Source organism: Amycolatopsis albidoflavus, from assembly GCF_039525725.1.
GTDB lineage: Bacteria > Actinomycetota > Actinomycetes > Mycobacteriales > Pseudonocardiaceae > Amycolatopsis > Amycolatopsis albidoflava.
This window is the reverse complement of record NZ_BAAAHV010000012.1, coordinates 1,170,069-1,195,291: the sequence shown is the minus strand read 5'-3', so window position 1 is coordinate 1,195,291 and position 25,223 is coordinate 1,170,069. Positions and strand designations below refer to the sequence as shown.

Annotated in this window: 21 protein-coding genes; 17 read left to right on the top strand and 4 right to left on the bottom strand. The window is 70.8% G+C overall.

The window, feature by feature from the left end; genetic code table 11:
* Positions 1 to 81 precede the first annotated feature (81 nt).
* The 9 genes from pyrG (at position 82) to ABD156_RS23645 (ending at position 9,461) form a co-directional block, all read left to right on the top strand.
* Positions 82 to 1,782, top strand: a complete 1,701-nt coding sequence (gene pyrG, locus ABD156_RS23685) for a CTP synthase (protein ID WP_344277550.1) — start codon at positions 82 to 84, stop codon at positions 1,780 to 1,782.
* A complete protein-coding gene (locus ABD156_RS23680) occupies positions 1,779 to 2,411 on the top strand; it encodes an NUDIX domain-containing protein (protein WP_344277547.1) in 633 nt (210 codons plus the stop codon). The genes pyrG and ABD156_RS23680 overlap by 4 nt, the downstream gene beginning before the upstream one ends.
* A 40-nt stretch (positions 2,412 to 2,451) precedes the next feature.
* Positions 2,452 to 3,384 (top strand): site-specific tyrosine recombinase XerD, encoded by a 933-nt coding sequence (xerD, locus tag ABD156_RS23675; RefSeq protein WP_344277544.1) that lies wholly within the window; start codon positions 2,452 to 2,454, stop codon positions 3,382 to 3,384.
* A gap of 132 nt (positions 3,385 to 3,516) precedes the next feature.
* A complete protein-coding gene (locus ABD156_RS23670; protein WP_344277542.1) occupies positions 3,517 to 4,548 on the top strand; it encodes a ParA family protein in 1,032 nt (343 codons plus the stop codon).
* Complete coding sequence (locus ABD156_RS23665; RefSeq protein WP_344277539.1) at positions 4,545 to 4,961, top strand: cobyrinic acid a,c-diamide synthase; 417 nt, start codon at positions 4,545 to 4,547, stop codon at positions 4,959 to 4,961. The genes ABD156_RS23670 and ABD156_RS23665 overlap by 4 nt, the downstream gene beginning before the upstream one ends.
* Positions 4,961 to 5,941, top strand: a complete 981-nt coding sequence (locus ABD156_RS23660; RefSeq protein WP_344277536.1) for a segregation and condensation protein A — start codon at positions 4,961 to 4,963, stop codon at positions 5,939 to 5,941. Before ABD156_RS23665 ends, ABD156_RS23660 begins: the two co-directional genes overlap by 1 nt.
* Complete coding sequence (gene scpB, locus ABD156_RS23655) at positions 5,938 to 6,729, top strand: SMC-Scp complex subunit ScpB (protein ID WP_344277533.1); 792 nt, start codon at positions 5,938 to 5,940, stop codon at positions 6,727 to 6,729. Before ABD156_RS23660 ends, scpB begins: the two co-directional genes overlap by 4 nt.
* The gene (locus ABD156_RS23650) at positions 6,719 to 7,471 is read left to right on the top strand and encodes a pseudouridine synthase (RefSeq protein WP_182896874.1); all 753 of its coding nucleotides are present in this window, start codon (positions 6,719 to 6,721) and stop codon (positions 7,469 to 7,471) included. Before scpB ends, ABD156_RS23650 begins: the two co-directional genes overlap by 11 nt.
* Positions 7,472 to 7,559: 88 nt before the next feature.
* The gene (locus tag ABD156_RS23645) at positions 7,560 to 9,461 is read left to right on the top strand and encodes a Xaa-Pro dipeptidyl-peptidase (RefSeq protein WP_344277527.1); all 1,902 of its coding nucleotides are present in this window, start codon (positions 7,560 to 7,562) and stop codon (positions 9,459 to 9,461) included.
* Positions 9,462 to 9,539: 78 nt separating this feature from the next.
* Here the strand turns inward: ABD156_RS23645 and ABD156_RS23640 are convergent, their stop codons facing one another.
* Genes ABD156_RS23640 through ABD156_RS23630 form a run of 3 tightly spaced genes read right to left on the bottom strand, consistent with a single transcriptional unit; the run spans position 9,540 to position 11,617 of the window.
* A complete protein-coding gene (locus ABD156_RS23640) occupies positions 9,540 to 10,730 on the bottom strand; it encodes a cation:proton antiporter (protein WP_344277524.1) in 1,191 nt (396 codons plus the stop codon).
* Entirely contained in the window at positions 10,730 to 11,212 is a 483-nt protein-coding gene (locus ABD156_RS23635) for a cation:proton antiporter regulatory subunit (protein WP_009079551.1), read from the bottom strand. The genes ABD156_RS23640 and ABD156_RS23635 overlap by 1 nt, the downstream gene beginning before the upstream one ends.
* Before the next feature lie 36 nt (positions 11,213 to 11,248).
* Positions 11,249 to 11,617, bottom strand: coding sequence for a DUF4267 domain-containing protein (locus tag ABD156_RS23630; protein WP_344277516.1), 369 nt, complete (start codon positions 11,615 to 11,617; stop codon positions 11,249 to 11,251).
* Between the two features lie 196 nt (positions 11,618 to 11,813).
* On the opposite strand from ABD156_RS23630, the gene cmk reads away from it, so the two are divergent.
* The 5 genes from cmk (at position 11,814) to ABD156_RS23605 (ending at position 20,289) form a co-directional block, all read left to right on the top strand.
* Positions 11,814 to 12,539 carry a (d)CMP kinase gene (gene cmk / locus ABD156_RS23625; RefSeq protein ID WP_344277645.1) on the top strand — a complete coding sequence of 242 codons (726 nt, stop codon included), beginning with the start codon at positions 11,814 to 11,816 and terminating at the stop codon, positions 12,537 to 12,539.
* Positions 12,536 to 13,192, top strand: coding sequence for a lysophospholipid acyltransferase family protein (locus ABD156_RS23620; protein WP_344277513.1), 657 nt, complete (start codon positions 12,536 to 12,538; stop codon positions 13,190 to 13,192). The genes cmk and ABD156_RS23620 overlap by 4 nt, the downstream gene beginning before the upstream one ends.
* A gap of 16 nt (positions 13,193 to 13,208) precedes the next feature.
* Positions 13,209 to 14,690 (top strand): ribosome biogenesis GTPase Der, encoded by a 1,482-nt coding sequence (der, locus tag ABD156_RS23615; RefSeq protein WP_344277510.1) that lies wholly within the window; start codon positions 13,209 to 13,211, stop codon positions 14,688 to 14,690.
* Between the two features lie 273 nt (positions 14,691 to 14,963).
* Positions 14,964 to 18,851, top strand: a complete 3,888-nt coding sequence (locus ABD156_RS23610) for a Pls/PosA family non-ribosomal peptide synthetase (protein WP_344277507.1) — start codon at positions 14,964 to 14,966, stop codon at positions 18,849 to 18,851.
* A gap of 76 nt (positions 18,852 to 18,927) precedes the next feature.
* The gene (locus ABD156_RS23605; RefSeq protein WP_377927579.1) at positions 18,928 to 20,289 is read left to right on the top strand and encodes a M1 family metallopeptidase; all 1,362 of its coding nucleotides are present in this window, start codon (positions 18,928 to 18,930) and stop codon (positions 20,287 to 20,289) included.
* On the opposite strand, the gene ABD156_RS23600 is transcribed toward ABD156_RS23605, so the two are convergent.
* Positions 20,220 to 21,464 carry a glycosyltransferase gene (locus ABD156_RS23600; protein WP_344277502.1) on the bottom strand — a complete coding sequence of 415 codons (1,245 nt, stop codon included), beginning with the start codon at positions 21,462 to 21,464 and terminating at the stop codon, positions 20,220 to 20,222. The two genes, ABD156_RS23605 and ABD156_RS23600, sit on opposite strands and share 70 nt — an antisense overlap.
* A gap of 160 nt (positions 21,465 to 21,624) precedes the next feature.
* Here ABD156_RS23600 and ABD156_RS23595 point away from each other — a divergent pair, with 160 nt between their 5' ends.
* The 3 genes from ABD156_RS23595 to ABD156_RS23585 all read left to right on the top strand — a co-directional run bounded on the left by ABD156_RS23595 (position 21,625) and on the right by ABD156_RS23585 (position 25,220).
* Complete coding sequence (locus ABD156_RS23595) at positions 21,625 to 22,047, top strand: VOC family protein (protein WP_344277499.1); 423 nt, start codon at positions 21,625 to 21,627, stop codon at positions 22,045 to 22,047.
* Positions 22,044 to 22,625, top strand: coding sequence for a dihydrofolate reductase family protein (locus ABD156_RS23590; protein ID WP_344277496.1), 582 nt, complete (start codon positions 22,044 to 22,046; stop codon positions 22,623 to 22,625). Before ABD156_RS23595 ends, ABD156_RS23590 begins: the two co-directional genes overlap by 4 nt.
* 297 nt (positions 22,626 to 22,922) lie before the next feature.
* The gene (locus ABD156_RS23585) at positions 22,923 to 25,220 is read left to right on the top strand and encodes a glycosyl hydrolase family 95 catalytic domain-containing protein (protein ID WP_344277642.1); all 2,298 of its coding nucleotides are present in this window, start codon (positions 22,923 to 22,925) and stop codon (positions 25,218 to 25,220) included.
* Positions 25,221 to 25,223 lie beyond the last annotated feature (3 nt).

Genomic DNA, 25,223 nt, shown 5'->3' with positions numbered 1-25,223 from the left:
CGGCGCGGGTGAACCGATTCCGCCGCGCCGGGAAGAGGCGTCGGCGAGCGATCTGGCCGGAGTGGGATATGCTGGCGGCCCGTGGGACTTCAGTCGCGGGCTACCAAGTATGTCTTTGTCACCGGAGGCGTTGCCTCCTCTCTGGGTAAGGGTCTGACGGCGTCCAGCCTCGGACAGCTGCTCACTTCGCGCGGGCTTCGCGTGACGATGCAGAAGCTCGACCCGTACCTCAATGTCGACCCCGGGACGATGAACCCGTTCCAGCACGGCGAGGTGTTCGTCACCGACGACGGCGCCGAGACCGATCTCGACATCGGGCACTACGAGCGCTTCCTCGACCGCTCTCTCGACGGCAAGGCGAACGTCACCACCGGACAGGTGTACTCGGAGGTGATCGCCAAGGAACGCCGCGGCGAGTACCTCGGCGACACCGTCCAGGTGATTCCGCACATCACCGACGAGATCAAGGCGCGGATCACCGCCGCGGCCGGGCCGGACGAGAACGGCGTCGCGCCGGACGTGGTGATCACCGAGGTCGGCGGCACGGTCGGCGACATCGAGTCGCTGCCGTTCCTCGAGGCGTGCCGCCAGGTGCGCCACGACGTCGGCCGGGAGAACTGCTTCTTCCTGCACGTGTCGCTGGTGCCCTACCTCGCGCCGTCGGGCGAGCTCAAGACCAAGCCGACCCAGCACTCGGTCGCCGCGCTGCGCAACATCGGCATCCAGCCGGACGCGCTGGTGTGCCGGGCGGACCGGGAGATCCCGGACGACCTCAAGCGCAAGATCGGCCTGATGTGCGACGTCGACACCGAGGCGGTCATCGCCTGCCCGGACGCGCGCTCGATCTACGACATCCCGAAGGTGCTGCACGGCGAGGCGCTCGACGCCTACGTGGTGCGCCGGCTGGGCCTGCCGTTCCGCGACGTCGACTGGACGGTGTGGGGCGACCTGCTCGACCGCGTGCACAACCCGAGCGAGATCGTCCGGGTCGCGGTGGTGGGCAAGTACATCGACCTGCCGGACGCGTACCTCTCGGTCACCGAGGCGCTGCGCGCGGGCGGGTTCGCGCACCGCGCCAAGGTCGAGATCGTCTGGGTCGCCTCGGACGACGCGCAGACCGAATCCGGCGCGGCCTCCGTGCTGTCCGATGTGGACGGTGTGCTGATCCCGGGCGGGTTCGGCATCCGCGGCATCGAGGGCAAGGTCGGCGCGATCCAGTACGCGCGCACGCACGGCGTGCCGCTGCTCGGGCTGTGCCTCGGCCTGCAGTGCATGGTCATCGAGAGCGCCCGGAACCTGGCGGGCATCGAGGACGCGAACTCGGCCGAGTTCGACGAAGACACCAAGCACCCGGTGATCTCGACCATGGCCGACCAGCGCGACGTCGTCGCGGGCGAGCGCGACATGGGCGGCACGATGCGGCTCGGCGCGTACCCGGCGAAGCTCAAGGCGGGTTCGCAGGTGGCCAAGGCGTACGGCGCGGGCGAGGTGTCCGAGCGCCACCGCCACCGCTACGAGGTGAACAACGCCTACCGCAAGCAGATCGGCGACGCGGGTCTCGTGTTCTCCGGCACCTCGCCGGACGACCGCCTGGTCGAGTTCGTCGAGCTGCCCGCGGACGTGCACCCGTTCTTCGTGGGCACCCAGGCGCACCCCGAACTGAAGAGCCGCCCGACCCGGCCGCACCCGCTGTTCAGCGCGTTCGTGAAGGCGGTCGTGGACCGCAAGGTCGCCGAGCGGCTCCCGGTCGAACTGCCCGAGACGCCCGTGGCGGCTCGGTGAGCGCGCCCGGCACGCACGAGTTCTCCGTGGCCGGCAGCACGGTCGTCCACGTGGGACGCGTCGTCGGCCTCCGGGTCGACGACGTCGTGATGCCCGGCGGCGGCACCGCCAAGCGCGAGGTGGTCGAACACCTCGGCGCGGTGGTGATCGCGGCGCTGGACAGCGAGGACAACGTCACGCTCGTGCACCAGTACCGGCATCCGCTCGGGCGCAGGCTGTGGGAGCTGCCCGCCGGGCTGATCGACAAGCCGGGGGAGGACCCGGTCGACGCGGCCCGGCGCGAGCTGGCCGAGGAGGCCGGGCTGGCCGCGGGCAGCTGGGACACGCTGGTCGACGTCGCGGCCTCGCCCGGGTTCACCGACGAGGTGGTGCGCGTCTTCCTCGCGCGCGATCTGTCCGAAGTGGACCGTGACGTGCTCGGCGAGGAGGAGGCCGACCTGGTGGTGCGGAAGTTCCCGCTCGCCGAGGCGGTCCGGATGGCTCTTTCCGGCGAGCTGGTCAACGGGGCGACTGTCTCGGGAGTGCTGTCGGCGCACGCGGTGTTGACCGGGGCGGCGAAGACGCGCCCGGCCGACGCGCCGTGGCAGGACCGGCCGTCCCGGTTCGCTCGCCGACTGGCCGAGGGCTGAATTTCCCGGTTCTGTCGGTGCGCCGTCCTAGAGTGTCGGCGTGGATGATGCGGGTGTCGAGGTGCGGGGCGCGATCGCCACGTACCTCGACCACCTCGTCGTCGAGCGCGGCACCGCCCGCAACACCCTCGACAGCTACTCCCGCGACCTCCGCCGCTACGCCGCCCATCTGGCAGCGGCGGGGGTCGCGCGGCTGGCCGAGGTAACGCCCGCGCACGTCACGTCGTTCGGCGCCGCGCTGCGCGAGGGCGACGAGGAACATCAGCCGCTGGCCGCGTCGTCGGCCGCGCGAGCGCTGGTCGCGGTGCGGGGGCTGCACAAGTTCGCGCACGCGGACGGTCTCACCGAGCACGACCCGGCGCGCGACGTCCGTCCGCCGGCCGCGGCGAAACGGCTGCCCAAGGCGTTGCCGGTCGCGGATGTCCTCAAGCTGCTCGACACTCCGCCGCCGGACGGGGAACGCGCCTTGCGCGACCGCGCGCTGCTGGAGCTCCTGTACTCGACCGGAGCGCGGATTTCCGAGGCGGTCGGGCTCGATGTGGACGACGTGGACGACACCGAGCGCACCGTCCTGCTCGACGGCAAGGGCGGCAAGCAACGGCTGGTGCCGATCGGCCGTCCCGCGCTGGAAGCACTCGACGCGTACCTGGTCCGCGCCCGTCCGGCGCTCGCCGCGAACGGACGCGGCACCTCGGCGATCTTCCTGAACGCCCGCGGCAGCCGGCTCTCCCGGCAGAGCGCGTGGCAGGTGCTCAAAGACACCGCCGAGCGAGCCGGGATCACCGCCGCGGTCTCGCCGCACACCCTGCGCCATTCGTTCGCGACCCACCTGCTCGAAGGCGGTGCGGACGTCCGCGTGGTGCAGGAACTGCTCGGCCACGCGTCGGTGACCACGACCCAGGTGTACACGCTCGTCACGGTGACGACGCTCCGAGAGGTCTACGCCACCGCGCATCCGCGCGCGCTCGGCTGAACGCTCGAGCGGTCCTAGAGCCTTCCCACGCTGCGGTGACTCGGCCCGTGCGGCCCGGCGCGGCGCTTTGCCGGTGCTCCGGAAATCCGCATAGGCTGCGCCAGACCCCGCCGAACAAGGAGCTTTCGCGCCATGTCGACACCGACCCCGAACCAGCCGGAGGACCCGGCAGCGCCAGCCGGGCCAGCCGGGTCCGCCGGGACCTCCGGTTCGGCCGCGGCGAATCTCGAGCACGCGCGGATCGCCACCCCGGCGGACCACGAGGGCGACGAGCCGGAACGGCCGCTGACCCGCGCCGAACGCGCCCGGATGCGGGCGAAGGAGCGCGCGGAGAGCGGGATCGGGCCGACCGGGCGGCCGCTGCGCGAGATCCCCGAGCCGCCGCCGCTGGAGCGGCACGGCCCGGCGCAGGTGCTCGCGATGTGCAACCAGAAGGGCGGGGTCGGCAAGACCACGTCCACGATCAACCTCGGCGCCGCGCTCGCCGAATGCGGCCGCCGCGTGCTGCTGGTCGACTTCGACCCCCAGGGCGCGCTGTCGGTCGGGCTCGGCATTCAGCCGCACGAACTGGACCAGACGGTCTACAACGTCATCATGGAGCGCTCGGTGCAGATCGAGGACGTGCTCCGCAAAACCCGCGTCGACGGCGTTGACCTGCTGCCGAGCAACATCGACCTGTCCGCGGCGGAGGTCCAGCTCGTCGCAGAGGTAGGGCGCGAGCACACGTTGTTACGGGTCCTTCGTCCGGTGATGAACGACTACGACTATGTTCTTGTCGACTGCCAGCCCTCGCTCGGCCTGTTGACGGTGAACGCATTGACCGCCGCGGACGGTGTGATCATCCCCCTGGAGTGCGAGTTCTTCAGTCTGCGAGGCGTCGCGCTCCTGATCGACACGATCGAGAAGGTGCAGGAACGCCTCAACCCCAAACTGGACATCACGGGGATTCTCGCCACGATGTACGACCCGAGAACCCTGCACTCGAAGGAGGTCATGGCTCGCGTGGTCGAGGCATTCGGCGACACCGTGTTCGACACGGTGATCAACCGCACCGTGCGGTTCCCCGAGACGACGGTCGCGGGCGAGCCCATCACGACCTGGGCCCCCAAATCCGCCGGCGCCGCGGCTTACCGCGCGCTGGCCCGCGAGGTGATCGCTCGGTGAGCAGGCGCGCTTCCCTGCCCGGAGCGTCGGAACTCTTCCGCCTCACCTCCAGCCCGGCGACCCCCGCACTCGAACGCCCCTCCGTGCCCGCTCCGGCGGAACCGGTGGCCCCGCGCAGCAAACCGAGCGCTCCGGCGGACACCGACCAGCTGGCCCGCAACGCGGCGCGCAGCGGATCCGGGCGCACCAAGCACGACGCGAAGATCACCGTCTACGTCTCCGGCGAGGAACTGCTCGCGATGGAGCAGGCCCGGCTGAACCTCCGCGCCAAGCACGAGCTGGTCGTCGACCGCGGCAGGCTGGTCCGCGAAGCGGTCGCCGTGCTGCTCGCCGACTTCGACCAGCGCGGCGAGGAATCCGTGCTGGTGCAGCGATTGCGGTCGGACGCTGAGGACGGCGGAACCGAGGGCTGATGGACGAACCGGCATCGGCCGAGCTGCCGGAGCCGGAAGCGGCAGTCTCGGATAGCGCTGCGGCCGCGGAGGTTCCGGAGGAGACCGCTGCTCCGGAGGCCCCCGAGGCAGCTCCGGCCGAGCACGAGACGGTGCACGGCGGGACCATCCCCGAGGGATACGCCGCCGCCGACGAGAACGCCTCGAAGTTCAAGGTGCGGCTGCAGAACTTCGAGGGCCCGTTCGACCTGCTGCTGCAGCTGATCTCGCAGCACCAGCTGGACGTCACCGAGGTCGCCCTGCACACGGTCACCGACGACTTCATCGCCTACACCCGCGCGCTCGGCCCGGACTGGAACCTCGACGAGACCACCGAATTCCTGGTGATCGCGGCGACCCTGCTCGACCTCAAGGCGGCGCGGCTGCTGCCCGCGGCCGAGGTCGAGAACGAAGACGACCTGGCCCTGCTGGAAGCCCGCGACGTGCTGTTCGCGCGGATGCTGCAGTACCGCGCGTACAAGCAGGTGGCCGCGCTGTTCGGCGAGCTGGAAGAGGGCGCGCTGCGGCGGTACCCGAGGTCGGTGGCGCTGGAAGAGCGGTACCTCGGGCTGCTGCCGGAGGTGATGCTGGGCGTCACGCCGGAGCGGTTCGCGGAGATCGCGGTCGCGGTGTTCCGGCCGAAACCGCCGCCGCAGGTGTCGATCGCGCACATCCACATGGGACGCGTGTCGGTGCGCGAGCACGCCGCGCTGCTCCGGCTGAAGCTCGCCGAGGCCGGGCAGGCGACGTTCAAGGAACTGACCTCGGACTGCGAGCACACGGTGGAGGTCGTGGCCCGGTTCCTCGCGCTGCTGGAGCTGTACCGCGAATCGTCGGTGCAGTTCGACCAGCTGGAGGCACTGGCGGAACTGCACGTCCGCTGGACCGGCGGCAGCGTGGCCGAGGCGTCCGCCGCCGCCGAGCACGACCGCGCGGCGGCCGAGGAGGAGGAATACGGGTGAGCACCGAAGACGACCGCGCGCCGGTCGGCCAGGCCGAGGAGTCCGAGGAAACGGAATCGGAAACCGCGCCGCAGCCGGAAAACGAGCCCGAGGCGGAGTCCGCCGACGCCGTCGAGCCGGAGCCCGAAGCCGAGCCGGAAACCGCTGAAGCCGCACCGGAAGCTGACGGCACCCCCGATGCCGCGCCGGAAGCCGAGCCAGCCGACGACGAAGGCTTGGTCTCCGTAGACAGCGGCCTGCCCAACGTAGAGAGCGACGAGGCGCTCGAAGCCGCCCTCGAAGCGCTCCTGCTCGTGGTGGATTCGCCGATCGCGGAGGATTCCCTCGCCGAAACGCTGCAGCAGCCGGTCGCCAGGGTGACCGTCGCGCTGCGCACGATGGCGCAGAAGTTCACCGAGCGCGCGAGCGGGATCGACCTGCGGCGCGTGGGCGAAGGGTGGCGGTTCTACACTAGGGACACCTACGCCCCGTTCGTGGAGAAGCTCCTGCTGGACGGCCAGCGGTCGAAGCTGACCAGGGCCGCGCTGGAGAGCCTCGCCGTGATCGCGTACCGGCAGCCGGTCACCCGGGCCCGGGTCGCCGCGGTGCGCGGGGTGAACGTGGACGGCGTGATCCGGACCCTGCTGGCGCGGGGGCTCATCGAGGAGATGGGCACCGACCCGGAGACCACGGGCACGCTGTACGTGACGACCGAGCTGTTCCTGGAGCGACTGGGGCTGTCGTCGCTGAACGACCTTCCCCCGATCGCTCCGCTGCTACCCGAAGTGGACACCATCGATGACATCTGACGAACACCCCGACGGCATCCGCCTGCAGAAGGTCCTGTCGCAGGCCGGCGTGGCGTCGCGCCGGGCGGCCGAGGACCTGATCGCGGCCGGCCGGGTGGAGGTGGACGGCGAGGTCGTCACCGAGCTGGGCCGCCGCGTGCACCCGGACGAGGCGGTGATCCACGTCGACGGCACGCGGGTCAACCTCCGCGACGACCTCGTGTACCTCGCGTTCAACAAGCCCAAGGGCGTGCACTCCACGATGTCGGACGACCGGGGCCGCCCGTGCGTCGGCGACTACCTGCGCGGCCGGTGGGAGGAGACCCCGGGCGTCGTGCACGTCGGGCGGCTCGACGAGAACACCGAGGGCCTGCTGCTGCTGACCAACGACGGCGACCTCGGGCACCGGCTGATGCACCCGTCCTACCGGGTGCTCAAGACCTACTTCGCGGAGGTCGAGGGCCTGGTGCCGCGCGGGCTGGGCAAGGAGCTGCGCGCGGGCTGGGAGCTGCCGGACGGGATCGTGAAGGTCGACCAGTTCCGGGTCAAGGACATGCACTCCGGGCGCAGCATGATCGAGCTGGTGATCCACGAGGGCCGCAAGCACATCGTGCGCAGGCTGATGGCGGCCACCGGGCACCCGGTCCGCAAGCTCGTGCGCACCGCGGTCGGCGACGTGCAGCTCGGCAACCAGCGCCAGGGCACGATCCGCAGGCTGAACCGCGGCGAGGTCGGCACGCTGTACCGCACCGTGGGACTCTGACCGGTTCCCCACTTTCGGCCCTGATGCCGGGCACCGGCGCCCCGGTTGAGTTGTCGGCACCCGACGACGACTCTGGAGGGCGACGGGAATGCGTGTGCTGACAGGGCTGTGCGCCGCCGCGGTGCTGGCCGCAGGAGTGGTGGTGCCGGCGGCCGCGACGGCCGCCCCGGCGAGAACCGCGAGCGAACCGCAGTACGACTACGCCGGGGCGATCCGGGAAACGGTGTGGGTGGACCTCGGCCGGGACGGCGACGGGGACGGCGTCCCGGACCGGGTCGCCGCGGACATCGTGCGGCCGAAGGAACCGGCCGAGGCGGGCAAGAAGATCCCGGTGATCATGGACGCCAGCCCGTACTACTCCTCGGTGGGGCGCGGCAACGAAACCCAGTTCAAGACCTACGACGCGCAGGGCCGCCCGGTCGGTTTCCCGCTGTTCTACGACAACTACTTCGTGCCGCGCGGGTACGCGACGGTGCTCGTGGACCTGGCGGGCACCAACCGGTCGACCGGGTGCGTCGACGTCGGCGGCAACTCGGACGTCCAGTCGGCGAAGAAGGTCGTCGACTGGCTGAACGGCCGCGCGACCGGCTACACCGCGAAAACCGGCGGCACGAAGATGTCGGCGGACTGGAGCGACGGCGGCGTCGGGATGATCGGCAAGTCCTACGACGGCACCATCGCCAACGGCGTCGCCTCGACCGGCGTCGAGGGGCTCAAGACCATCGTGCCGATCTCCGCGATCAGCTCCTGGTACGACTACTACCGCTCGGACGGCGCCTCGTTCGGCTTCAACCCGGACGGCCTCGCGCAGACCGTCGAGCGGCGCAACGGCGGCCAGGATTGTTCGGCGCAGAACCGGAAACTCGCCGAGGGCGCGACCGAGAACGGCGACTACGGTCCGCTGTGGGCGGAGCGCGACTACGTGGCGAACGCGAAGAACGTGCGCGCCAGCGTGTTCATCTCGCACGGTGTGAACGACCTGAACGTCATGCCGATCAACTACGGCCAATGGTGGGACGCGCTCGCCGCGAAGGGCGTGCAGCGCAAGATCTGGCTCGCGCAGACCGGTCACGTCGACCCGTTCGACTACCGGCGCACCGAGTGGGTCGACACCCTGCACCGGTGGTTCGACCACTACCTGATGGGCATCGACAACGGCATCGAGAAGGAACCGATGGCGACCGTCGAGCGGCAGCCGGACCAGTGGGCGAACGAAGCGACCTACCCGGCGCCGGGCACGCAGGCCACGGTCCTGCGTCCGCAGCCGGGCCGTACGCCAGGCGTCGGCACGCTCGGCACCGCCGGCAGCCGAGGCACCGCGTCGTTCACCGACAACCCGCAGGCGGGGGAGAACGAGTGGGCGGCGAATCCGTCGGCTACGTCGGCGAACCGCGTCCTCTACAGCACCGCTGCGCTCACCTCGCCGGTGCAGGTCTCGGGCACCTCGTCGATCACCGTGACGGCGACGCCGAGCACCTCGACCGCGCGGCTGTCGGCGATGCTGGTGGACTACGGCCCGGCGACGATCCGCAACTTCTCGGGCCCTGGCGAGGGAATCGTGACCGGCACGGACCGCACGTGCTGGGGTTCGAGCACGGATGGCGACAGCGCTTGCTACAAGGTGACCAGCGCGGACACCAAGAAGGTGGACTACACGATCATCAGCCGCGGCTGGGCGGACCTGGCGAACTACCAGTCCCTGAGCCGGGAAGCGAAGCTGACGCCGGGCAAGGCGTACACGATGACGTTCCGGCTCGCGAGCACGGACCACGTCGTCCCGGCCGGGCACCGGCTGGCGCTGGTGATCGGCGGGACGGACAACGGTTTCGTCACCGCGCCCGCGAATCCGCCGAAGCTGACCATCGATCTGGCCAAGACCTCGGCCCGGGTTCCGCTGGTCGGTGCGGTTCCGGCGCGCCCGTGGACCGAGGCCACCTCGGCGGGTCCGCTGGCGCACGTTCCGGCTGCCGCGCACTTCGACCTGCGCTGACAAAGTCCGTGAAGGGCTCCTTGAGGGAATCTGATTCCCTCAAGGAGCCCTTCACGGACCATCCGCCCAGTTACGACGTCAGCTGGCGGTGACGGTTTCTTTCGCGGCTGCCTTGCGCTGCAAGGCTTTCGCGATCGGCTCGACCACTCGCGCCGCGGTCGGGCCGAGGATCGCCATCAGCAGCACATAAGCCGTAGCGAGCGCGGCTAGTTCGCCGTCCACTGCGCCAGCAGTGACCGCTAGCCCGGCGATGACGATCGAGAACTCGCCCCGCGCAACCAAAGCCGCTCCGGCACGGGCCCGGCCCAAGCGGCCGATCTTCTGCCTTCGCGCGGCCCACCATCCGGTGGCCACCTTCGTCAGCGTCGTCACCACCGCGAGCACCGCGGCCCAGCCGAGCACCGGCGGGATCGACGCCGGATTGGTGTTCAGTCCGAACACCACGAAGAACATCGCCGCGAACAGGTCCCGCAGCGGCTCCAGTAACCGGGTCGCGTTGTGCGCGGTCGACCCGGACACCGCGATGCCCAACAGGAACGCGCCCACCGCCGCGGACACCTGCAGCGCCGACGCGATCCCGGCCACCAGCAGCGCCGCGCCGAGGATCTTGAGCAGGAAAACTTCCCGGTCGTCGCTGTCCACCAGCGCCGAGACGTAGCGGCCGAACTTGAGCGCGATCACCAGCACCACGGTGATCACCAGCAGCGAGATGCCGACCGCCTCGAGCCCGCCGAGCAGGCTGACGCCGCCGAGGATCGCGGTGAGGATCGGCAGGTACAGCGCCATCACGAGGTCCTCGAACACGAGGATCGACAGCACCACCGGCGTTTCCCGGTTGCCGAGCCGGCCGAGGTCGCCGAGGACCTTCGCGATGATGCCGGACGACGAGATGTACGTGACGCCCGCCATAACGAACGCGCCGATCGGGCCCCAGCCCAGGATCAGCGCGACCGCCGCGCCGGGGGCGGCGTTGAGCACGATGTCCACCAGCCCGGCGGTCCAGGACCGCCGCATGCCGGTGAACAGTTCGGCCGCGGAGTACTCCAGGCCGAGCAGCAGAAGCAGCAGCACCACGCCGATTTCGCTGGCGAGGTGGGCGAAATCGCCGATGTCGGCGAGCGGGATCAGGCCGCCGGAGCCGAAGCACAGGCCGCCGAGGAGGTACAGGGGGATGGGGGAGAGGCCGATCCGGCCGGCGAGCCTGCCGAGCGCGCCGAGCACGAAGAAGACCGCGCCGAGTTCGACCAGGGAGAGTGCGGTGTGATCCATCAGCCGTGCTTGAGGATCTTGGCGGCGGCTTCCAGGCCCTCGGACGTGCCGACCACGACGAGCAGGTCGCCCGCGGTGAAGAGGAAGTCCGGCGTCGGCGACGGGTGCACCTGGCCCGCCCGCATCACCGCGACGATCGAGACGCTGGTGCGCGTGCGCATCGCGGTGTCGCCGAGCGAACGGCCGTCGAACGGGCTGTCCGCGGTGATCGGCAGCTGCTTCGTGTTGATGCCCGGCAGTTCGCGGTGCTCCTCGTTCAGCTGCGCCACCAGCTGCGGCGCACCGAGCAGGTTCGAGAGGGCGCCGGCCTCGTCCGCGGTCAGCGGCAGCGACGCGAGGCAGGCGTCCGGATCGTCTGATTTGGAGACGATCAGCTCGATCTTGCCGTCCCGCTGGGTGACGACGCCGATGCGGCGTCCCGCGCGGGTGGCGAAGTCCTTGCGGACACCGATTCCGGGAAGAGGGGTGACTTCGACGTTCACGTCAGCCACGGTAACTCATTGTCCGATTCGCGGAGTTCAGCCCAGCAGGAACAGCACCGCTGTCACGGCCATCAACGCGGCGGTCGCGCCGTGCACTCCGTAGGCCATCCCCTTTTTGCCCTTGTGCCGCAGGATGATCAGCATGTCGCAGACCGGCATGACGGTCGCGGCCAGCAGCAGCCAGCCGACCAGCTGCGGGCTGCCCGCCAGCATCGCCACGCCGAGCATCAGCCCGGTGCCGAGGTCGCGGTCGCCTTTGATCTCGAAGAACGCCGTCGAGCCGGTCGGGATCTCCCGCAGGCCGAACGTCGCGGCGGTCTTCGCCGGAGCGAACAGGTAGGTGAAGCCGACGTAGATGATCCCGAGGACGGGGATGGCGGCGAGGATGTAGGCGGTGATCAGCATGGGGGATTCTCCAGGGAGTTAGCATTGCTAGGAACAAGTGCAACGCTAACTTAGCGACGCTAGATTGTCTAGCGTCGACTGAAAACGCGCCGCGGACACCGCCTGAGGTGCCGGGACCGGCTACGGGCAGAATGAACCGGACCGGGAGTGCGGGACGAACGTGAGGAGAACATCGGTGACGGGAGCCCTACGTGGGGTGGTCGCGCTGGACGGCCCGTCGGGAACCGGCAAGACCACGGTCGCGCGCAAGCTCGCCCGGCGGCTGAGCGCCCGCTACCTCGACACCGGAGCGATGTACCGCGTCGTCACGCTGGCTGTGCTGCGGGCCGGGATCGACCTCGCCGACGAACACGCGATCGGCGCGCTCGCGCACGACGTCGACTTCGCGCTCGGCACCGACCCGGAGCGGCCGGACGTGCGCCTGCACGGCGAGGACGTGGCGGCCGAGATCCGCGGTCCCGAGGTGACCGGCGCGGTGTCGCCGGTGTCGGCGGTGCCGCAGGTGCGCGAGGTGCTCGTCGCCCGCCAGCGCCGGATCATCGCCGACGCGATCGAGGACGACGGCGGGATCGTCGTCGAGGGCCGGGACATCGGCACCACGGTCGCGCCGGACTCGCCGCTCAAGATCTACCTGACCGCCTCGGCCGAGGTCCGCGCCGCGCGGCGGAACACCCAGGACTCCGCGGCTGGCCGCGCTTCCAGCGTCGAGTCCGCCCGCGAATCGGTGGAGCGCCGCGACCGGATCGACTCCACCCGCGCCGCCTCGCCGCTGCGCGCGGCCGGAGACGCGGTCCAGGTGGACACCTCCGAGCTGACTATCGACCAGGTGATCGTCGCGCTGGCCGAACTCGCCCGCGGCCGGGGCCTGCTGGGCGACTGCCCGGCCGAACCGGCCGCGGCCGAGGCCGGGGTCAGCCGGTGAGCGGCGCCCTCCCCGAGGGGGCGAACGGCCTCCTGCTCGACATCGGGCGCACGGCGGGCCGGTATTATCTGCGTCCGGCCTTCCGGATCCGGGTGCACGGCCGCGACCGGACGCCCGCGGACGGCCCGCTCGTGGTGATCGCGAACCACAGCTCGAACGCCGATCCGCAGCTGGTGATCGGAATGCTTCCGCGGCGCAGCGCGTTCTTGGCCAAGGCCGAGCTGTTCACCGGGATCGGAGGCTGGTTCCTGCGGGCGATCGGCCAGATCCCGGTCCGCCGGGGCGAGATCGACAGGACGCCGCTGACCACGGCGGTCGGGGTGCTCAAGGCGGGCGGGGCGGTCGGGATCTTCCCGGAGGGCACTCGCGGCGAGGGCGACGTCGGGGCCGCCGAGCGCGGCGCGGCGTGGCTCGTGCGCGCTTCGGGAGCCACTGTGCTGCCGATCGCGATCCGCGGGACGCGCAAGCCGGCCGACGGCAAGCGTCGCTGGCGCCCGCGCGTGGACGTCCTCTTCGGGGAGCCGTTCGCGATGAAGGTCGGTCCGGGCCGCAAGGGCCTGGACCAGGGCACCGAAGAGCTCCGCGCGCAGCTCGCGGCGCTCGTGCAGGCTTTGGACGACTGGCGCGGCGAACACGGGTTCGCCACGCCGTAGGTGAAGTTGGGAAACGATGACAGGGTTTGACGCCGCCGACAGCGCGGTGGACGGTCTCGGCGAAGTCGACGGAAGCTGGTCGGACGAGTCCGAGTTCGCCGCGCTCGACGCGCAGATCGAGGCCGAGGAAGCCGACGGCCGGGCGGCCGCCGCGCAGCCGGTGCTCGCCGTGGTCGGCAGGCCGAACGTGGGCAAGTCCACGCTGGTCAACCGCATCCTCGGCCGCCGGGAAGCGGTGGTGCAGGACGTGCCGGGCGTGACGCGCGACCGCGTCGCCTACGACGCGTTCTGGGCCGGGCGGCGGTTCACGCTCGTCGACACCGGCGGCTGGGAGCCCGACGCCACCGGCCTGCAGGCCTCGGTCGCGACGCAGGCCGAGATGGCCATGCAGACCGCGGACGCGGTGCTGCTGGTGGTCGACGCGACGGTCGGGGCCACCGCCACCGACGAGGCTGTCGCGCGCGTGCTGCGCCGCTCGAAGAAGCCGGTGCTGCTGGCCGCGAACAAGGTGGACGACGACCGGCTGCTGGCCGACACCGCGTCGCTGTGGTCGCTGGGCCTCGGCGAGCCGTACCCGGTCAGCGCGCTGCACGGGCGCAGCTCGGGAGACCTGCTCGACGCCATCATGGCCGCGCTGCCCGAGGCGCCGCGCGAAGCGGGCACGGTGACCGCCGGGCCGCGCCGCGTCGCGCTGGTCGGGAAGCCGAACGTCGGCAAGTCCAGCCTGCTCAACCGGATTTCCGGCGAGCAGCGCTCGGTGGTCGACTCGGTCGCGGGCACCACGGTCGACCCGGTCGACTCGCTGGTCGAGCTGGACGGCGAGGTCTGGCGGTTCGTGGACACCGCGGGCCTGCGCAAACGCGTCAACTTCGCCGACGGCGCGGAGTACTATGCCTCGCTGCGCACCAAGACCGCGATCGACGCGGCCGAGGTCGCGCTCGTGCTGCTGGACGCCTCCGAACCGCTGACCGAACAGGACCTGCGGGTGCTGACGATGGTGGTCGAGGCGGGCCGCGCGTGCGTGCTCGTGTTCAACAAGTGGGACCTGGTCGACGAGGACCGCCGGTACGCGATGGTGCGCGAGCTGGACCGCGGCCTCGTGCGGGTGCCGTGGGCGGAGAAGGTCAACGTCTCCGCGCTCACCGGGCGCGCGGTGCGCAAGCTCGCGCCCGCCCTGCGCACGGCGCTGTCGTCGTGGGACCAGCGCGTCTCGACCGGTCAGCTCAACGGCTGGCTGTCCGACCTCGTCGCGGCCACGCCGCCGCCGGTGCGCGGCGGCAAGCAGCCGAAGGTGCTGTTCGCGACGCAAGCGGGCATCCGTCCGCCGACGCTGGTGCTGTTCACCACCGGGTTCCTCGAGGCCGGGTACCGCCGGTTCATCGAGCGGAAATTCCGCGAGCAGTTCGGCTTCGCGGGAAGTCCCGTCCGGGTGAATGTGCGCGTCCGCGAAAAGAAGCAGAAGCCGAAGGCGGGCGGAAAAGCGGCCCGCAACCGCTGATTTCTTTCCCGGCAAGGGAATTCCCGGCGAATTCGATTCCCGGGGATTCCCTTGCCGGACCTGCGCTTGGTGACGTCCGACACGCGGCCGTTACCCTGACGCGACCTGGGCTTGATTGCCGCGTAAGGTGGACGGTCGCTACGGGCGCCTCATTCGGACGGCAAGCCCGAATGACGCTCGCGAAAGGTGAGTGATGGGCTTGCGCGCCCAGAGTTCGACCCTGTCCCGTTCGTTCCGGAATACCGGAACGCGCCCGGCCGCCGAGGTGGCCCGGTGACGCTGACCGCCGATTCCGGCAGCACCGAAGCCCTGACTCTCGCCGTCGAGGCCGCGCTCTCGCCCGCTCTGTTCGAGACCGCCGCCCCGGCCGCCGAGCGCACCCTCCTGGACATCCTCACCGCCACCGCGGAGAAGCACCCGAACGCCGCCGCGCTCGACGACGGCACCGGCCCGCTGAGCTACCGCCGGCTGACGGAAGAGATCGACGCGTACGCCCGCAAGCTGCGGGAACACGGCGTCGGCCTGGGCGACCGCGTCGGCATCCGGATCTCGTCCGGCACCGCCGAGCTGTACGTCGCGATCCTGGCGACCCTGTCGGTCGGCGCGGCCTACGTGCCGGTCGACGCGGACGACCCCGACGAGCGCGCTGAGCTGGTGTTCGGCGAGGCCGGCGTCGCGGCGATCGCCACCGACGGCGAGATCACCGCTGCCGGGACCCCGAGCGGCGCCACCGGCCAGCCCGGTCCGGCCGACGACGCGTGGATCATCTTCACCTCCGGCTCCACCGGCAAGCCGAAGGGCGTCGCGGTCACGCACGCCTCGGCGGCGGCCTTCGTGGACGCCGAAGCGCAGCTTTTCCTGACCGACGAGCCGATCGGCCCCGGCGACCGGGTGCTGGCCGGGCTGAGCGTCGCGTTCGACGCCTCCTGCGAAGAGATGTGGCTGGCCTGGCGGCACGGCGCCTGCCTGGTGCCCGCGCCGCGCGCGCTGGTGCGCACCGGTGTCGACCTGGGCCCGTGGCTCGTCGCGCAGGGCATCACTGTCGTGTCGACGGTCCCGACGCTGGCCGCGCTGTGGCCGGCGGACGCGCTGGAAGACGTCCGCCTGCTCATCTTCGGCGGCGAAGCCTGCCCGCCGGAGCTGGCCGAGCGCGTGGCCGTTGAAGGCCGCGAAGTGTGGAACACCTACGGCCCCACCGAGGCGACCGTCGTCGCCTGCGCCGCGCAGATGACCGGCGAGGGCCCGGTGCGGATCGGGCTGCCGCTGGTCGGCTGGCAGCTCGTCGTGGTGAACGAAGAGGGCGAGCCGGTCGCCATGGGCGAGACCGGCGAGCTGGTCATCGGCGGCGCCGGGCTGGCCCGCTACCTCGACGCGGAGAAGGACGCGCAGAAGTTCGCGCCGCTGCCGTCGATGGGCTGGGAGCGCGCCTACCGCAGCGGCGACATGGTCCGCGCGGAGCCGGAAGGCCTGCTGTTCCTCGGCAGGCTCGACGAGCAGATCAAGCTCGGCGGCCGCCGGATCGAGCTGGGCGAGGTCGACGCGGCGCTGCAGGCGCTGCCCGGCGTGCGCGGCGCGGCCGCGGCCGTGCGCCGCACCAAGGCGGGCAACCAGGTTCTGGTCGGCTACATCGTCCCCGAGGACGGCGAAACCCTCGACACCGACGACGCCGCCACCCGGCTGCGCGCGCAGCTGCCCGCCGCGCTGGTGCCGCTGCTCGCGACGATCGAGGACCTGCCGACCCGCACGTCCGGCAAGGTCGACCGCAACGCGCTGCCGTGGCCGCTGTCCACTGTGGACGCGAGCGCGGCCGGGCTTTCGCCGACCGAGGCGTGGCTCGCCGAAGGCTGGAGCGAAATCCTCGGCGTGTCGGTGAGCAACGCCAACGCCGATTTCTTCACCAACGGCGGCGGCAGCCTCACCGCGGCGCAGCTGATCGCGCGCATCCGCACCCGCCACCCCGAGGTGTCGGTCAGCGACATCTACCAGAACCCGAAGCTCGGCGCGCTGGCCGCGAAGCTGGACGCGCTGAGCGGCGAGGAGACCGAGCGCCGCGAGATCGCGCCGACGCCGCGCCGTGCCGGGCTCGTGCAGTCGCTGCTGATGGTCCCGCTGATGGGCCTCGTCGGGCTGCGCTGGACCACGCTCGCCGCCGCCTGCTCGAACGTGCTGGCGCTGCTGGGCGTTTCCTGGGCGCCGACGCTGAACTGGGCGTGGCTGGTGCTCGCCTGGCTCGTGCTGTTCACCCCGGCGGGCCGGATCGCCATCGCCGCGGGCGGCGCGCGCGTGCTGCTGTCCGGGGTGCGCCCCGGCACGTATCCGCGCGGCGGCAGTGTCCACTTGCGACTGTGGACGGCCGAGAAGCTGGCTGAGTTCAGCGGCGCGGACAGCGTCGCGGGTGCGTCGTGGATGACGACGTACGCGAAGGCGCTCGGCGCGCGCATCGGCAAGGACGTCGACCTGCACTCGCCGCCGCCGGTCACCGGTTTCCTCAAGCTGGGCCGCGGCGCGGCGGTGGAGCCCGAGGTCGACCTGTCCGGCCACTGGGTCGACGGCGACGTCGTGCACATCGGCAAGATGCGGATCGGGGCCGAGGCCCGGGTCGGCGCGCGCAGTACGCTGTTCCCCGGCGCCCGGATCGGCAAGGGCGCGGAGATCGCCGCCGGTTCGACCGTGCGCGGCGCGGTTCCGGCCGGCCAGCGCTGGGCCGGTTCGCCCGCCGTGCGCTCGGACGTCAAGGACGCGCTGAAGTGGCCGTCGAGCCGTCCGCCGCGCTCGCGGTTCTGGGCCTCGGTGTATGGCGCGACCTCGGTGTTCCTCGGGCTGCTGCCCGGGATCGCAGCGCTTCCCGGTGTCGCGGTGATCGGGTATGCGGTCGCCGGCACCTCAAGCTTGAGCGCCGCGCTGGGCCAGGCGTTGCTGTTCGTGCCGGTCGCGACGATCGCGTACTTCCTGACGTACGCGCTGCTCGTGCTGGCCGGTGTCCGCGCGCTGGGCGTCGGCATGGTCGAGGGCTACCACCCGGTGCACGGCCGCGTCGCGTGGCAGGTCTGGGCCACCGAGCGGCTGATGGGGATGGCCCGCGAAGGCCTGTTCCCGTTGTACGCCAGCCTGTTCACGCCGGTGTGGCTGCGGCTGCTCGGCGCGAAGGTCGGCCGCAACGTCGAGGCGTCCACCGTCCTCGCGCTGCCGAAGATGACCAAAGTGGACAGTGGCGCGTTCCTGGCCGACGACACCATGGTCGCCACCTACGAACTGGGCCACGGCTGGCTGCACGCCGCCCCGGCGCGGATCGGCAAGCAGGCGTTCCTCGGCAACTCGGGGATGACCGCGCCGGGCCGTTCGGTGCCGAAGCGCGGGCTGGTCGGGGTGCTGTCCTCGACGCCGGCGAAGGCGAAGAAGGGCTCGTCGTACCTGGGCATGCCGCCGCTGCCGGTGCGCCGCGCGGTGGAGGAGAGCGACACCAGCCGCACCTACACGCCGCCGCTGCACCTCAAGGCGGCGCGGGCGCTGGTCGAGCTGTGCCGGATCCTGCCGGTGATGTGCGCGGTCGCGCTGACCGTCGGCGTCGCGTTCGCGCTGCTGGCGCTCGCGGCCTGGGGCGGTTTCTGGGCCGCCGCGCTGCTGGCCGGGCCGGTGCTGCTGGCCGCCGGGATCGTCGCGGCGCTCACCGCGACCGCGGCGAAGTGGCTGCTGGTGGGCAAGTTCCGCGAGATCGACCATCCGCTGTGGAGTTCGTTCGTGTGGCGCAACGAGCTGGCCGACACGTTCGTCGAGGCGCTCGCGGTGCCGTGGCTGATCGGGTCGCTCGGTGGCACGCCGCTGCTGCCCGCATGGCTGCGCACGATGGGCGTCAAGATCGGCCGCGGCGTGTGGCTCGACACCTACTGGCTGCCCGAGTCCGACCTGGTCTCCCTCGGCGACGGCGCGACGATCAACCGCGGCTGCGTGGTGCAGACGCACCTGTTCCACGACCGGATCATGACCATGTCGCGGGTGACGCTCGAAGAGGGCGCGACGCTCGGCCCGCACGGGATCGTGCTGCCGGGCGCGAGCATCGGCGCGCGCACCACGGTGGGCCCGGGCTCGCTCGTGACGCGCGGCGACGCGGTGCCCGCCGACAGCCGCTGGCTCGGCAATCCGATCTCGGCCTGGCGGCGGTGAGGGCGGAAGCGTTGCGGACCCCGTCCCGGCGCCTCATCCTGGAAAAGATCAGGGCGGCGGGCGAAAGCGGGTTTCGGTGCGGGTGAACGGGAAAACGGCCGCGCCCGGAGCGGAGACCTCGGGCGACGGGTACCTCCCCGCGCACGGGAACGGCGGCTACCGGGTCCGGCACTACGACCTCGATCTCGACTACCGCATTGGTCCGAACAGGTTGTCCGCCACGGCGGTGCTCACCTGTGAAGCCACCCAGGCGCTTTCGCGGCTGACGCTCGACTTCGGCGAGTTCCGGGTGTCGCGCGTGCTGGTTGAGGGCAAACCGGCGAAGTACGTGCGGCGCGGGCTGAAGCTGCAGGTCAAACCGGCGCGGTCGATCCCGGCCGGGACCGAGTTCGAGGTGGAGATCCGCTACGCGGGCAACCCGAAGCCGGTCGGCAGCCGGTGGGGCGACATCGGCTGGGACGAGCTGACCGACGGCGCGCTGGTGGCGAGCCAGCCGGTGGGCGCGCCGTCGTGGTTCCCGTGCAACGACCATCCGGCGGACAAGGCCAGCTACCGGATCGCGGTTGCCACGTCGTCGCCGTATCTTGTTGCGGCGACGGGGAATCTCGTGTCGCGCTACCAGTCGGCGAGCACCACGAAGTGGGTGTTCGAACGGCCGGAGCCGACCTCGACGTACCTGATGAGCGTCCAGATCGGCCGCTACGAAGACCTCGAATTGTCCGACGGCGCCTGGGTTCCGGAGCTGACCGCAGACCGCTCGGGCGGCGTCGTGCAGCGCGCCGCGGTGCCGCCGAGGCTGCGGCGGGCGTTCGCGCGCGACTTCGGCCGCCAGGGCCGGATGATGGACGCGCTGGAGGACTGGTTCGGGCCGTATCCGTTCGGCGAATACGTGGTGGTCGTGACCGACGACGACCTCGACGACCCGATCGAGGCGCAGGGAATGGCGATCTTCGGGGCCAACCATGTGGACGGCAAGCGCACCCACGAGCGGCTCGTGGTGCACGAACTCGCGCACCAGTGGTTCGGCAACAGCCTGACTGTCGCGGACTGGCAACACATTTGGCTCAACGAGGGCTTCGCGACCTACACCGAGTGGCTGTGGTCGGAACGGTCCGGCGGCGAATCGGCGGAGGCATTGGCCCGGGCGTGGTACGCGCGGGTGCGGGCGAAGCCGGCGGACGTGACGATCGGTGATCCCGGTGTGGCGCGGATGTTCGACGAGCGGGTGTACAAGCGCGGCGGGCTGACGCTGCACGCGCTGCGCGGGGAAATCGGCGATCCGGCGTTTTTCGCGCTGGTGAAGGCATGGGCGGTGGAGAACCGGCATGCCGCGGTGACGACGGAGGAGTTCGTCTCGCTGGCGGAGTCTTATGCGGGGCGGTCGTTGCGGGAGTTTTTCGCTGCTTGGCTGGAGCGGGTGGAGCTGCCGCCGCTCTGAGACCGCGCGTAGCTTTCGACGAGCGGGACAACGCCGTCGACGGCTTCCATGCGCTCGCACTCCTGCCGGACGGCTTCGGACGCGGCCCGGCGCGCGGGATCGTGCAACGCCTGCCGCGCCGCGGCGGCAACCTGATCGGCGTTGATGTCGTCCCCGCTGAGCGGGATTGTCAGCCCGGCCGCCGCCGCGCTCGCGGCGTTGAGGGGATGTTCCGCGCCGAGGACGAGGGACACCATCGGCACGCCCCGGTAGATCGCGCCGAGCATTGTGCCCAGACCGGCGTGGCTCACCACGAGCGACGCTTTGGCCAACGCGTACGCCTGCGGTACGAAACGTTCGACGCGCATCGTGGGCGGGACCGGGCCGACCGTGTCCGGGTCAACGGTGTTTCCGACCGTCAGCAGGACATCCGCGTCGAGCCCGGCTAGCCCGTCGATCACCGCCTGCCGCGGTTTGCGGCTGCGGTTGAAGACAGTCCCGAGCGTCGCGTAGACGAGCGGACGGTCGCGGCCGAGCGCGTCCAGCCACGCCGGACCCGGCCCGTCCGGCTGATTGGCCAACGGCAGGCGGAAGTGCCGCAGAGTCGTGTCCTTCTCGGCTCCGGCGAACCACGACGGGGGCAGTCCGGTAAGCGTCAGCTGCTGCTTCCACACTGTCTCGGCGTCGTCGAGTTCGAGGCCGAAGGTCTTCGCCGCCGTCCGGTAGCGGTCGAGCGTCCGCGGCCAGTCGATCACCGTTCCCCAGCTTCGCGCGTCGGCAGGAAGGGCCGACCACGACGCGCAAATCACCGGAATGCCCGCGACCTGGCCGGCGAGCGTGGCCCCGTTCTCCGCGAACTCGCGGATCAGCACGTCCGGCCGCCATGTCTCGAACGACGCCAGCAGATCGCGGGCCGCGGCCGGATTCCAGCGCGTCCAGCTGATTTCGTTCGCGTACTCCAAACCTTGACCCCGGCGGGCGAACTCGACGAATTCGGGGAAGGTCGCATCCACCTTCTCCCAGGTGAAGTTCTCGCCGACAGCGGTGAAGCCGAACCCGGCGGCCTTGACCGCACCGGCGAACGCGGCGCTGCTCGCGACCCGCACCTCGTGCCCGGCCCGGCGGAACGCCGCGGCGTAGGGGACCATCGGATCGAAATGCCCGTGCCCGGGCTGGGTCGTGAGCAGAACGCGCATCGAGCCCCTCCGATCGGCGGTGCCTCCAGCGTATCGCGGGCGTTGATCTCCACGGGTCCGAACAGCAGGCCCGTTCCTGATTTCCCACCCGGTTGTCGAATCCGGTGTCGCGCGATCGACGCATGGGCAAGAGGGATGCCCACGCGAAGGAGACACCGGAATGAGGACACTGCACATCGGACTGCGGGTGACCGATCTCCCTCGGTCGCTGGAGTTCTACGCGGCGATCGGCTACGAGGTGGTCGGCACGGTGCCCGAGACGCCGATCGGGCAGCTGACCATGCTCAAGCTTCCCGGCGACGAGTTCGTCGCCGTCGAGCTGGTGCACGACGGCGATCCGGTCGAACACGGCACCGACGTGAGCCACCTTGTCGTGCGGGTCGAGTCGATGGCCGACACGCTCGACGTGCTGGCCGGCCGCCTGATCGAGCCGGTCGGCCCGGTGCGGGACCACGGCCGGGGCATGAAGACGGCGTTCGTCGCCGACCCGGACGGCCGCCCGATCGAACTCGTCCAATGGCCAGCAGGCCACCCCGACGGCATGACCGCCGCCGACTGCCCGGAGAAAGGGGCGGGAGAATGAGCAGGACGCCGCTGCGGCTGTACATGTCCATGTCGGTCGACGGGTACATCGCCGGGCCGGACGACCGGCCGGGCCAGGAACTCGGCCGCGACGGCGGGCGGCTGTTCGACTGGCTCGACGACCGGATGTCCGAGGGGGTCAACGGGCAGGTGTACGCGGAGGCCTCGGCGACCGGTGCGGTGGTGTCCGGACGCCGCACGTTCGAGCTGGCCAAGCGATGGCACGGCGACCACCACGACGGCGTCCCGATCCATGTGCTCACCCACCGCGCCGACCCGGCCGACGAGCCGCCGGGCAGCGCGAAGTTCTACACCGATGTGGACGCGTGTGCCGACGAGGCCAGGGACAAGGCAGGGAACCGGGCCGTGCTGGTCCACGGCGCGGGTGCGGCACAGGCTCTGCTGGCCGCGGGACAACTCGACGAGCTGGAATTGCACCTCGTCCCGGTGCTGCTGGGCGGGGGACGGCGGCTGTTCGAGCCGACCGGGCTCGACCGCGTCGAACTGGAGCCCGTGCGGCGGCTCGAAGGCCGCGGTGTGACACATCTGCGGTACCGCGTAGTCCATCGTGCCCGGTGATCCGGACTCCGCGGCACTGGTCGCGACCATCGGCGAGACGCTGCCTGGCCAGCCACAGGCCGGGCAGCGCCTGACCGTTGGGCACAAGGCGAAACTGGCCCATGCGTACCGCGGAGATGCGGCGTCGACGGTGCTGAAGTTTTCACGTAGCTGAACGCGCACCAGTCGGATCCCAGTCATCGGATGTCTGTGCGGCTTTCCGGGTGAACAACCCTGGCTTTCGCCTGCTCTGTCTGGATATATTCCGCTCACCCCGCGCCAGCGAGGGCGAAACGTAATATGAATCCGGAGGACGTCATGGTCGGGGTGTCGCGGCGGACGGTGCTTCGATCCGTGTCCATCGCCGCCGGAGCGGCGGCCTTCGGCGGGCTGTGGGCGCAGGGTGCGCCACCCGGGTTGGCCGCGCAGCGCAGCAATCCGCATCGGGACGTCGCCATGGATGCCCGGATGCGCTGGCGGCGGTTGCCGAAGAACTGGCAGGAAGCGCCGTTCCTGGCCAACGGTTACCTCGGCGTGCAGGCCTACGCCGGGCAAACGCCGCAGGTGCTGAAGTTCATGCTCAGCCACACCCAGGTCCAGGACCAGCGCAACCAATGGGAAGCGGGTATCGGGCTGTCGCGGCTGCCGATCGGCGCGGTCACGCTCACCTTCGCCGGAGCGATCACCGGCGTCGACTGGACGCTTGACCTGTACAACGCCGAACTCGGCGGCACCATCACCACCACGCGCGGGCAGGTCGCGTTTTCCGCGGTGGTGCACAACGATCTTGGCGTGCTGCTCGTCTCGCTCGATCCGAGCGCGGGCGAATCCGGGGCGACCTGGGGTTTCGCACCGCTGGTGTCGGCGACCACCCGCACGGTGCGCAAGCCGCCGGAGTACACCGCGAACCCCGAACCCGAGCGGGCCAACGGGTATTGTGCGCAGCCCCTGACCGCCGGCGGCGGGTATACGACGGCGTGGCGGGAGAAGCGAGTCGGCACGAAGCGGTTGTTCGCGGCGACGGTCGCGTATTCCTTCCCGCGTTCCACCCACACCCGCGACGCCGTGTCGCTGGTCGGGCGGACGCTCGCGACGGACCCGGATCTGCTGCTCGCCTGGCATCGCCGCTGGTGGAACAGCTTCCATCAGCGCAGTTTCGTGTCCGTGCCGGACAAGCAGGTCCAGCGGTTCTACTGGATCCAGCTCTACAAGATCGCCTCGGCGACCCGCAAGGACGGCCCGGTCACCGCCGAATGGGGGCCGTGGTTCCCGGAGGTCGGCAACAGTTGGACGGCGGTGTGGTGGAATCTCAACGTCCAGGTCACCTATCCGATCGTGAACAGCACCAACCACCCCGAACTGGACGCGGTCACCGAGACGTTCCGCCGCGATCACGCGAATCTGGAGGTGTCCGTACCGCCGGCCTATCGGGACGGAGACACGTACGCGCTTTCGCATCCGGGGGACTGGCGGCTGCGGCCGGGCGGCGTCCGGACGGTCGGGGTTCCGGGGACGACGTCCAAAACGGACCAGACCGGGAACCTGTTGTGGGGCTTGCACAATGTCTGGCTCGCCTACCGGCATCACCTCGACCAGTCGGTGCTGCGCGACGTGCTGTACCCGACGCTCGCGAAGGCGCTCAACTTCTACCGGCACTTCCTGTTCACCGGACCCGACGGGCTCCTGCACCTGCCGCTCACGCGATCGCCGGAGTACGCCGACGCGTCCGACTGCACCTATGACCTGTCGTTGATCCGCTGGGCCGCGACGACACTGGTCGACTCCGCGCGGATTCTGCGGCTGAACGACTCTCGGGTGCCGATGTGGCAGGAGATCGCGACGAAACTCGTTCCGTACCACGAGGATCCGGCCGACGGGGTGCTGATCGGCGACGGTGTCCGGCTCGCTGATTCGCACCGGCACTTCTCGCATCTGCTCTGGCTGTACCCGCTGCGGGAACGGAACTGGGAGCGTCCCGCCGACCGGGACATCATGACGCGCACCTTCCGGCATTGGTCGGCGGACCAATCGGCCTGGCACGGCTACAGCTACGCGGCCGCGTCGTCGATGAACTCGGTGATGGACCAGCCCGAGGAAGCGTTGCGGTACCTGAAGTTTTTCCTCGACCGGAACATCGTCGCGGACACCGAACTGACCGCGAACACGATGTACCGGGAGGGCTCGAACTTCGCGATCGAAAGCCCGATCACCGCCGCACAGTCCGTTGTGGACATGGTGCTGCAGGGTTCCGGGGGAGTGGTGAAGGCGTTCCCGTCGGTGTCGGCGAAGTGGCCGGACGCGTCGATCGCCGGGCTGCGCACCGAGGGCGCGTTCCTGGTGGACGCGTCGCGGCGGCGGGGAGCGACGGAGTTTGTGCGGGTGCGCAGCGAAGCGGGTGCTCCGTTGGTGCTGGACCACGGTATCGACGGCGAGATTGACGTGCGTGATCAGTGGGGGCGGCGGTTGTCGTGGCGGGCAGTGGGGCCAAGACGGATCACGGTGGAGTTGCGGCGGGGCGGCACGCTCACTGTCACCCCGCGCGGTGCCCGGCCGGACTTCGGGCCGCGTGACGTTCCTTCGCTGGGCGCTGTTCCGGCCTGGGGTTTGCCTGACTAGAAA

What these genes read in the sequence shown, in the direction of transcription:
- ABD156_RS23670 (WP_344277542.1), top strand. Translation starts at nt 3,517, where the DNA reads ATGTCGACACCGACCCCGAACCAGCCGGAGGACCCGGCAGCGCCAGCC.
- ABD156_RS23660 (WP_344277536.1), top strand. Translation starts at nt 4,961, where the DNA reads ATGGACGAACCGGCATCGGCCGAGCTGCCGGAGCCGGAAGCGGCAGTC.
- ABD156_RS23650 (WP_182896874.1), top strand. Translation starts at nt 6,719, where the DNA reads ATGACATCTGACGAACACCCCGACGGCATCCGCCTGCAGAAGGTCCTG.
- ABD156_RS23645 (WP_344277527.1), top strand. Translation starts at nt 7,560, where the DNA reads ATGCGTGTGCTGACAGGGCTGTGCGCCGCCGCGGTGCTGGCCGCAGGA.
- ABD156_RS23640 (WP_344277524.1), bottom strand. Translation starts at nt 10,730, where the DNA reads ATGGATCACACCGCACTCTCCCTGGTCGAACTCGGCGCGGTCTTCTTC.
- ABD156_RS23630 (WP_344277516.1), bottom strand. Translation starts at nt 11,617, where the DNA reads ATGCTGATCACCGCCTACATCCTCGCCGCCATCCCCGTCCTCGGGATC.
- der (WP_344277510.1), top strand. Translation starts at nt 13,209, where the DNA reads ATGACAGGGTTTGACGCCGCCGACAGCGCGGTGGACGGTCTCGGCGAA.
- ABD156_RS23600 (WP_344277502.1), bottom strand. Translation starts at nt 21,464, where the DNA reads ATGCGCGTTCTGCTCACGACCCAGCCCGGGCACGGGCATTTCGATCCG.
- ABD156_RS23595 (WP_344277499.1), top strand. Translation starts at nt 21,625, where the DNA reads ATGAGGACACTGCACATCGGACTGCGGGTGACCGATCTCCCTCGGTCG.
- ABD156_RS23590 (WP_344277496.1), top strand. Translation starts at nt 22,044, where the DNA reads ATGAGCAGGACGCCGCTGCGGCTGTACATGTCCATGTCGGTCGACGGG.
- ABD156_RS23585 (WP_344277642.1), top strand. Translation starts at nt 22,923, where the DNA reads ATGGTCGGGGTGTCGCGGCGGACGGTGCTTCGATCCGTGTCCATCGCC.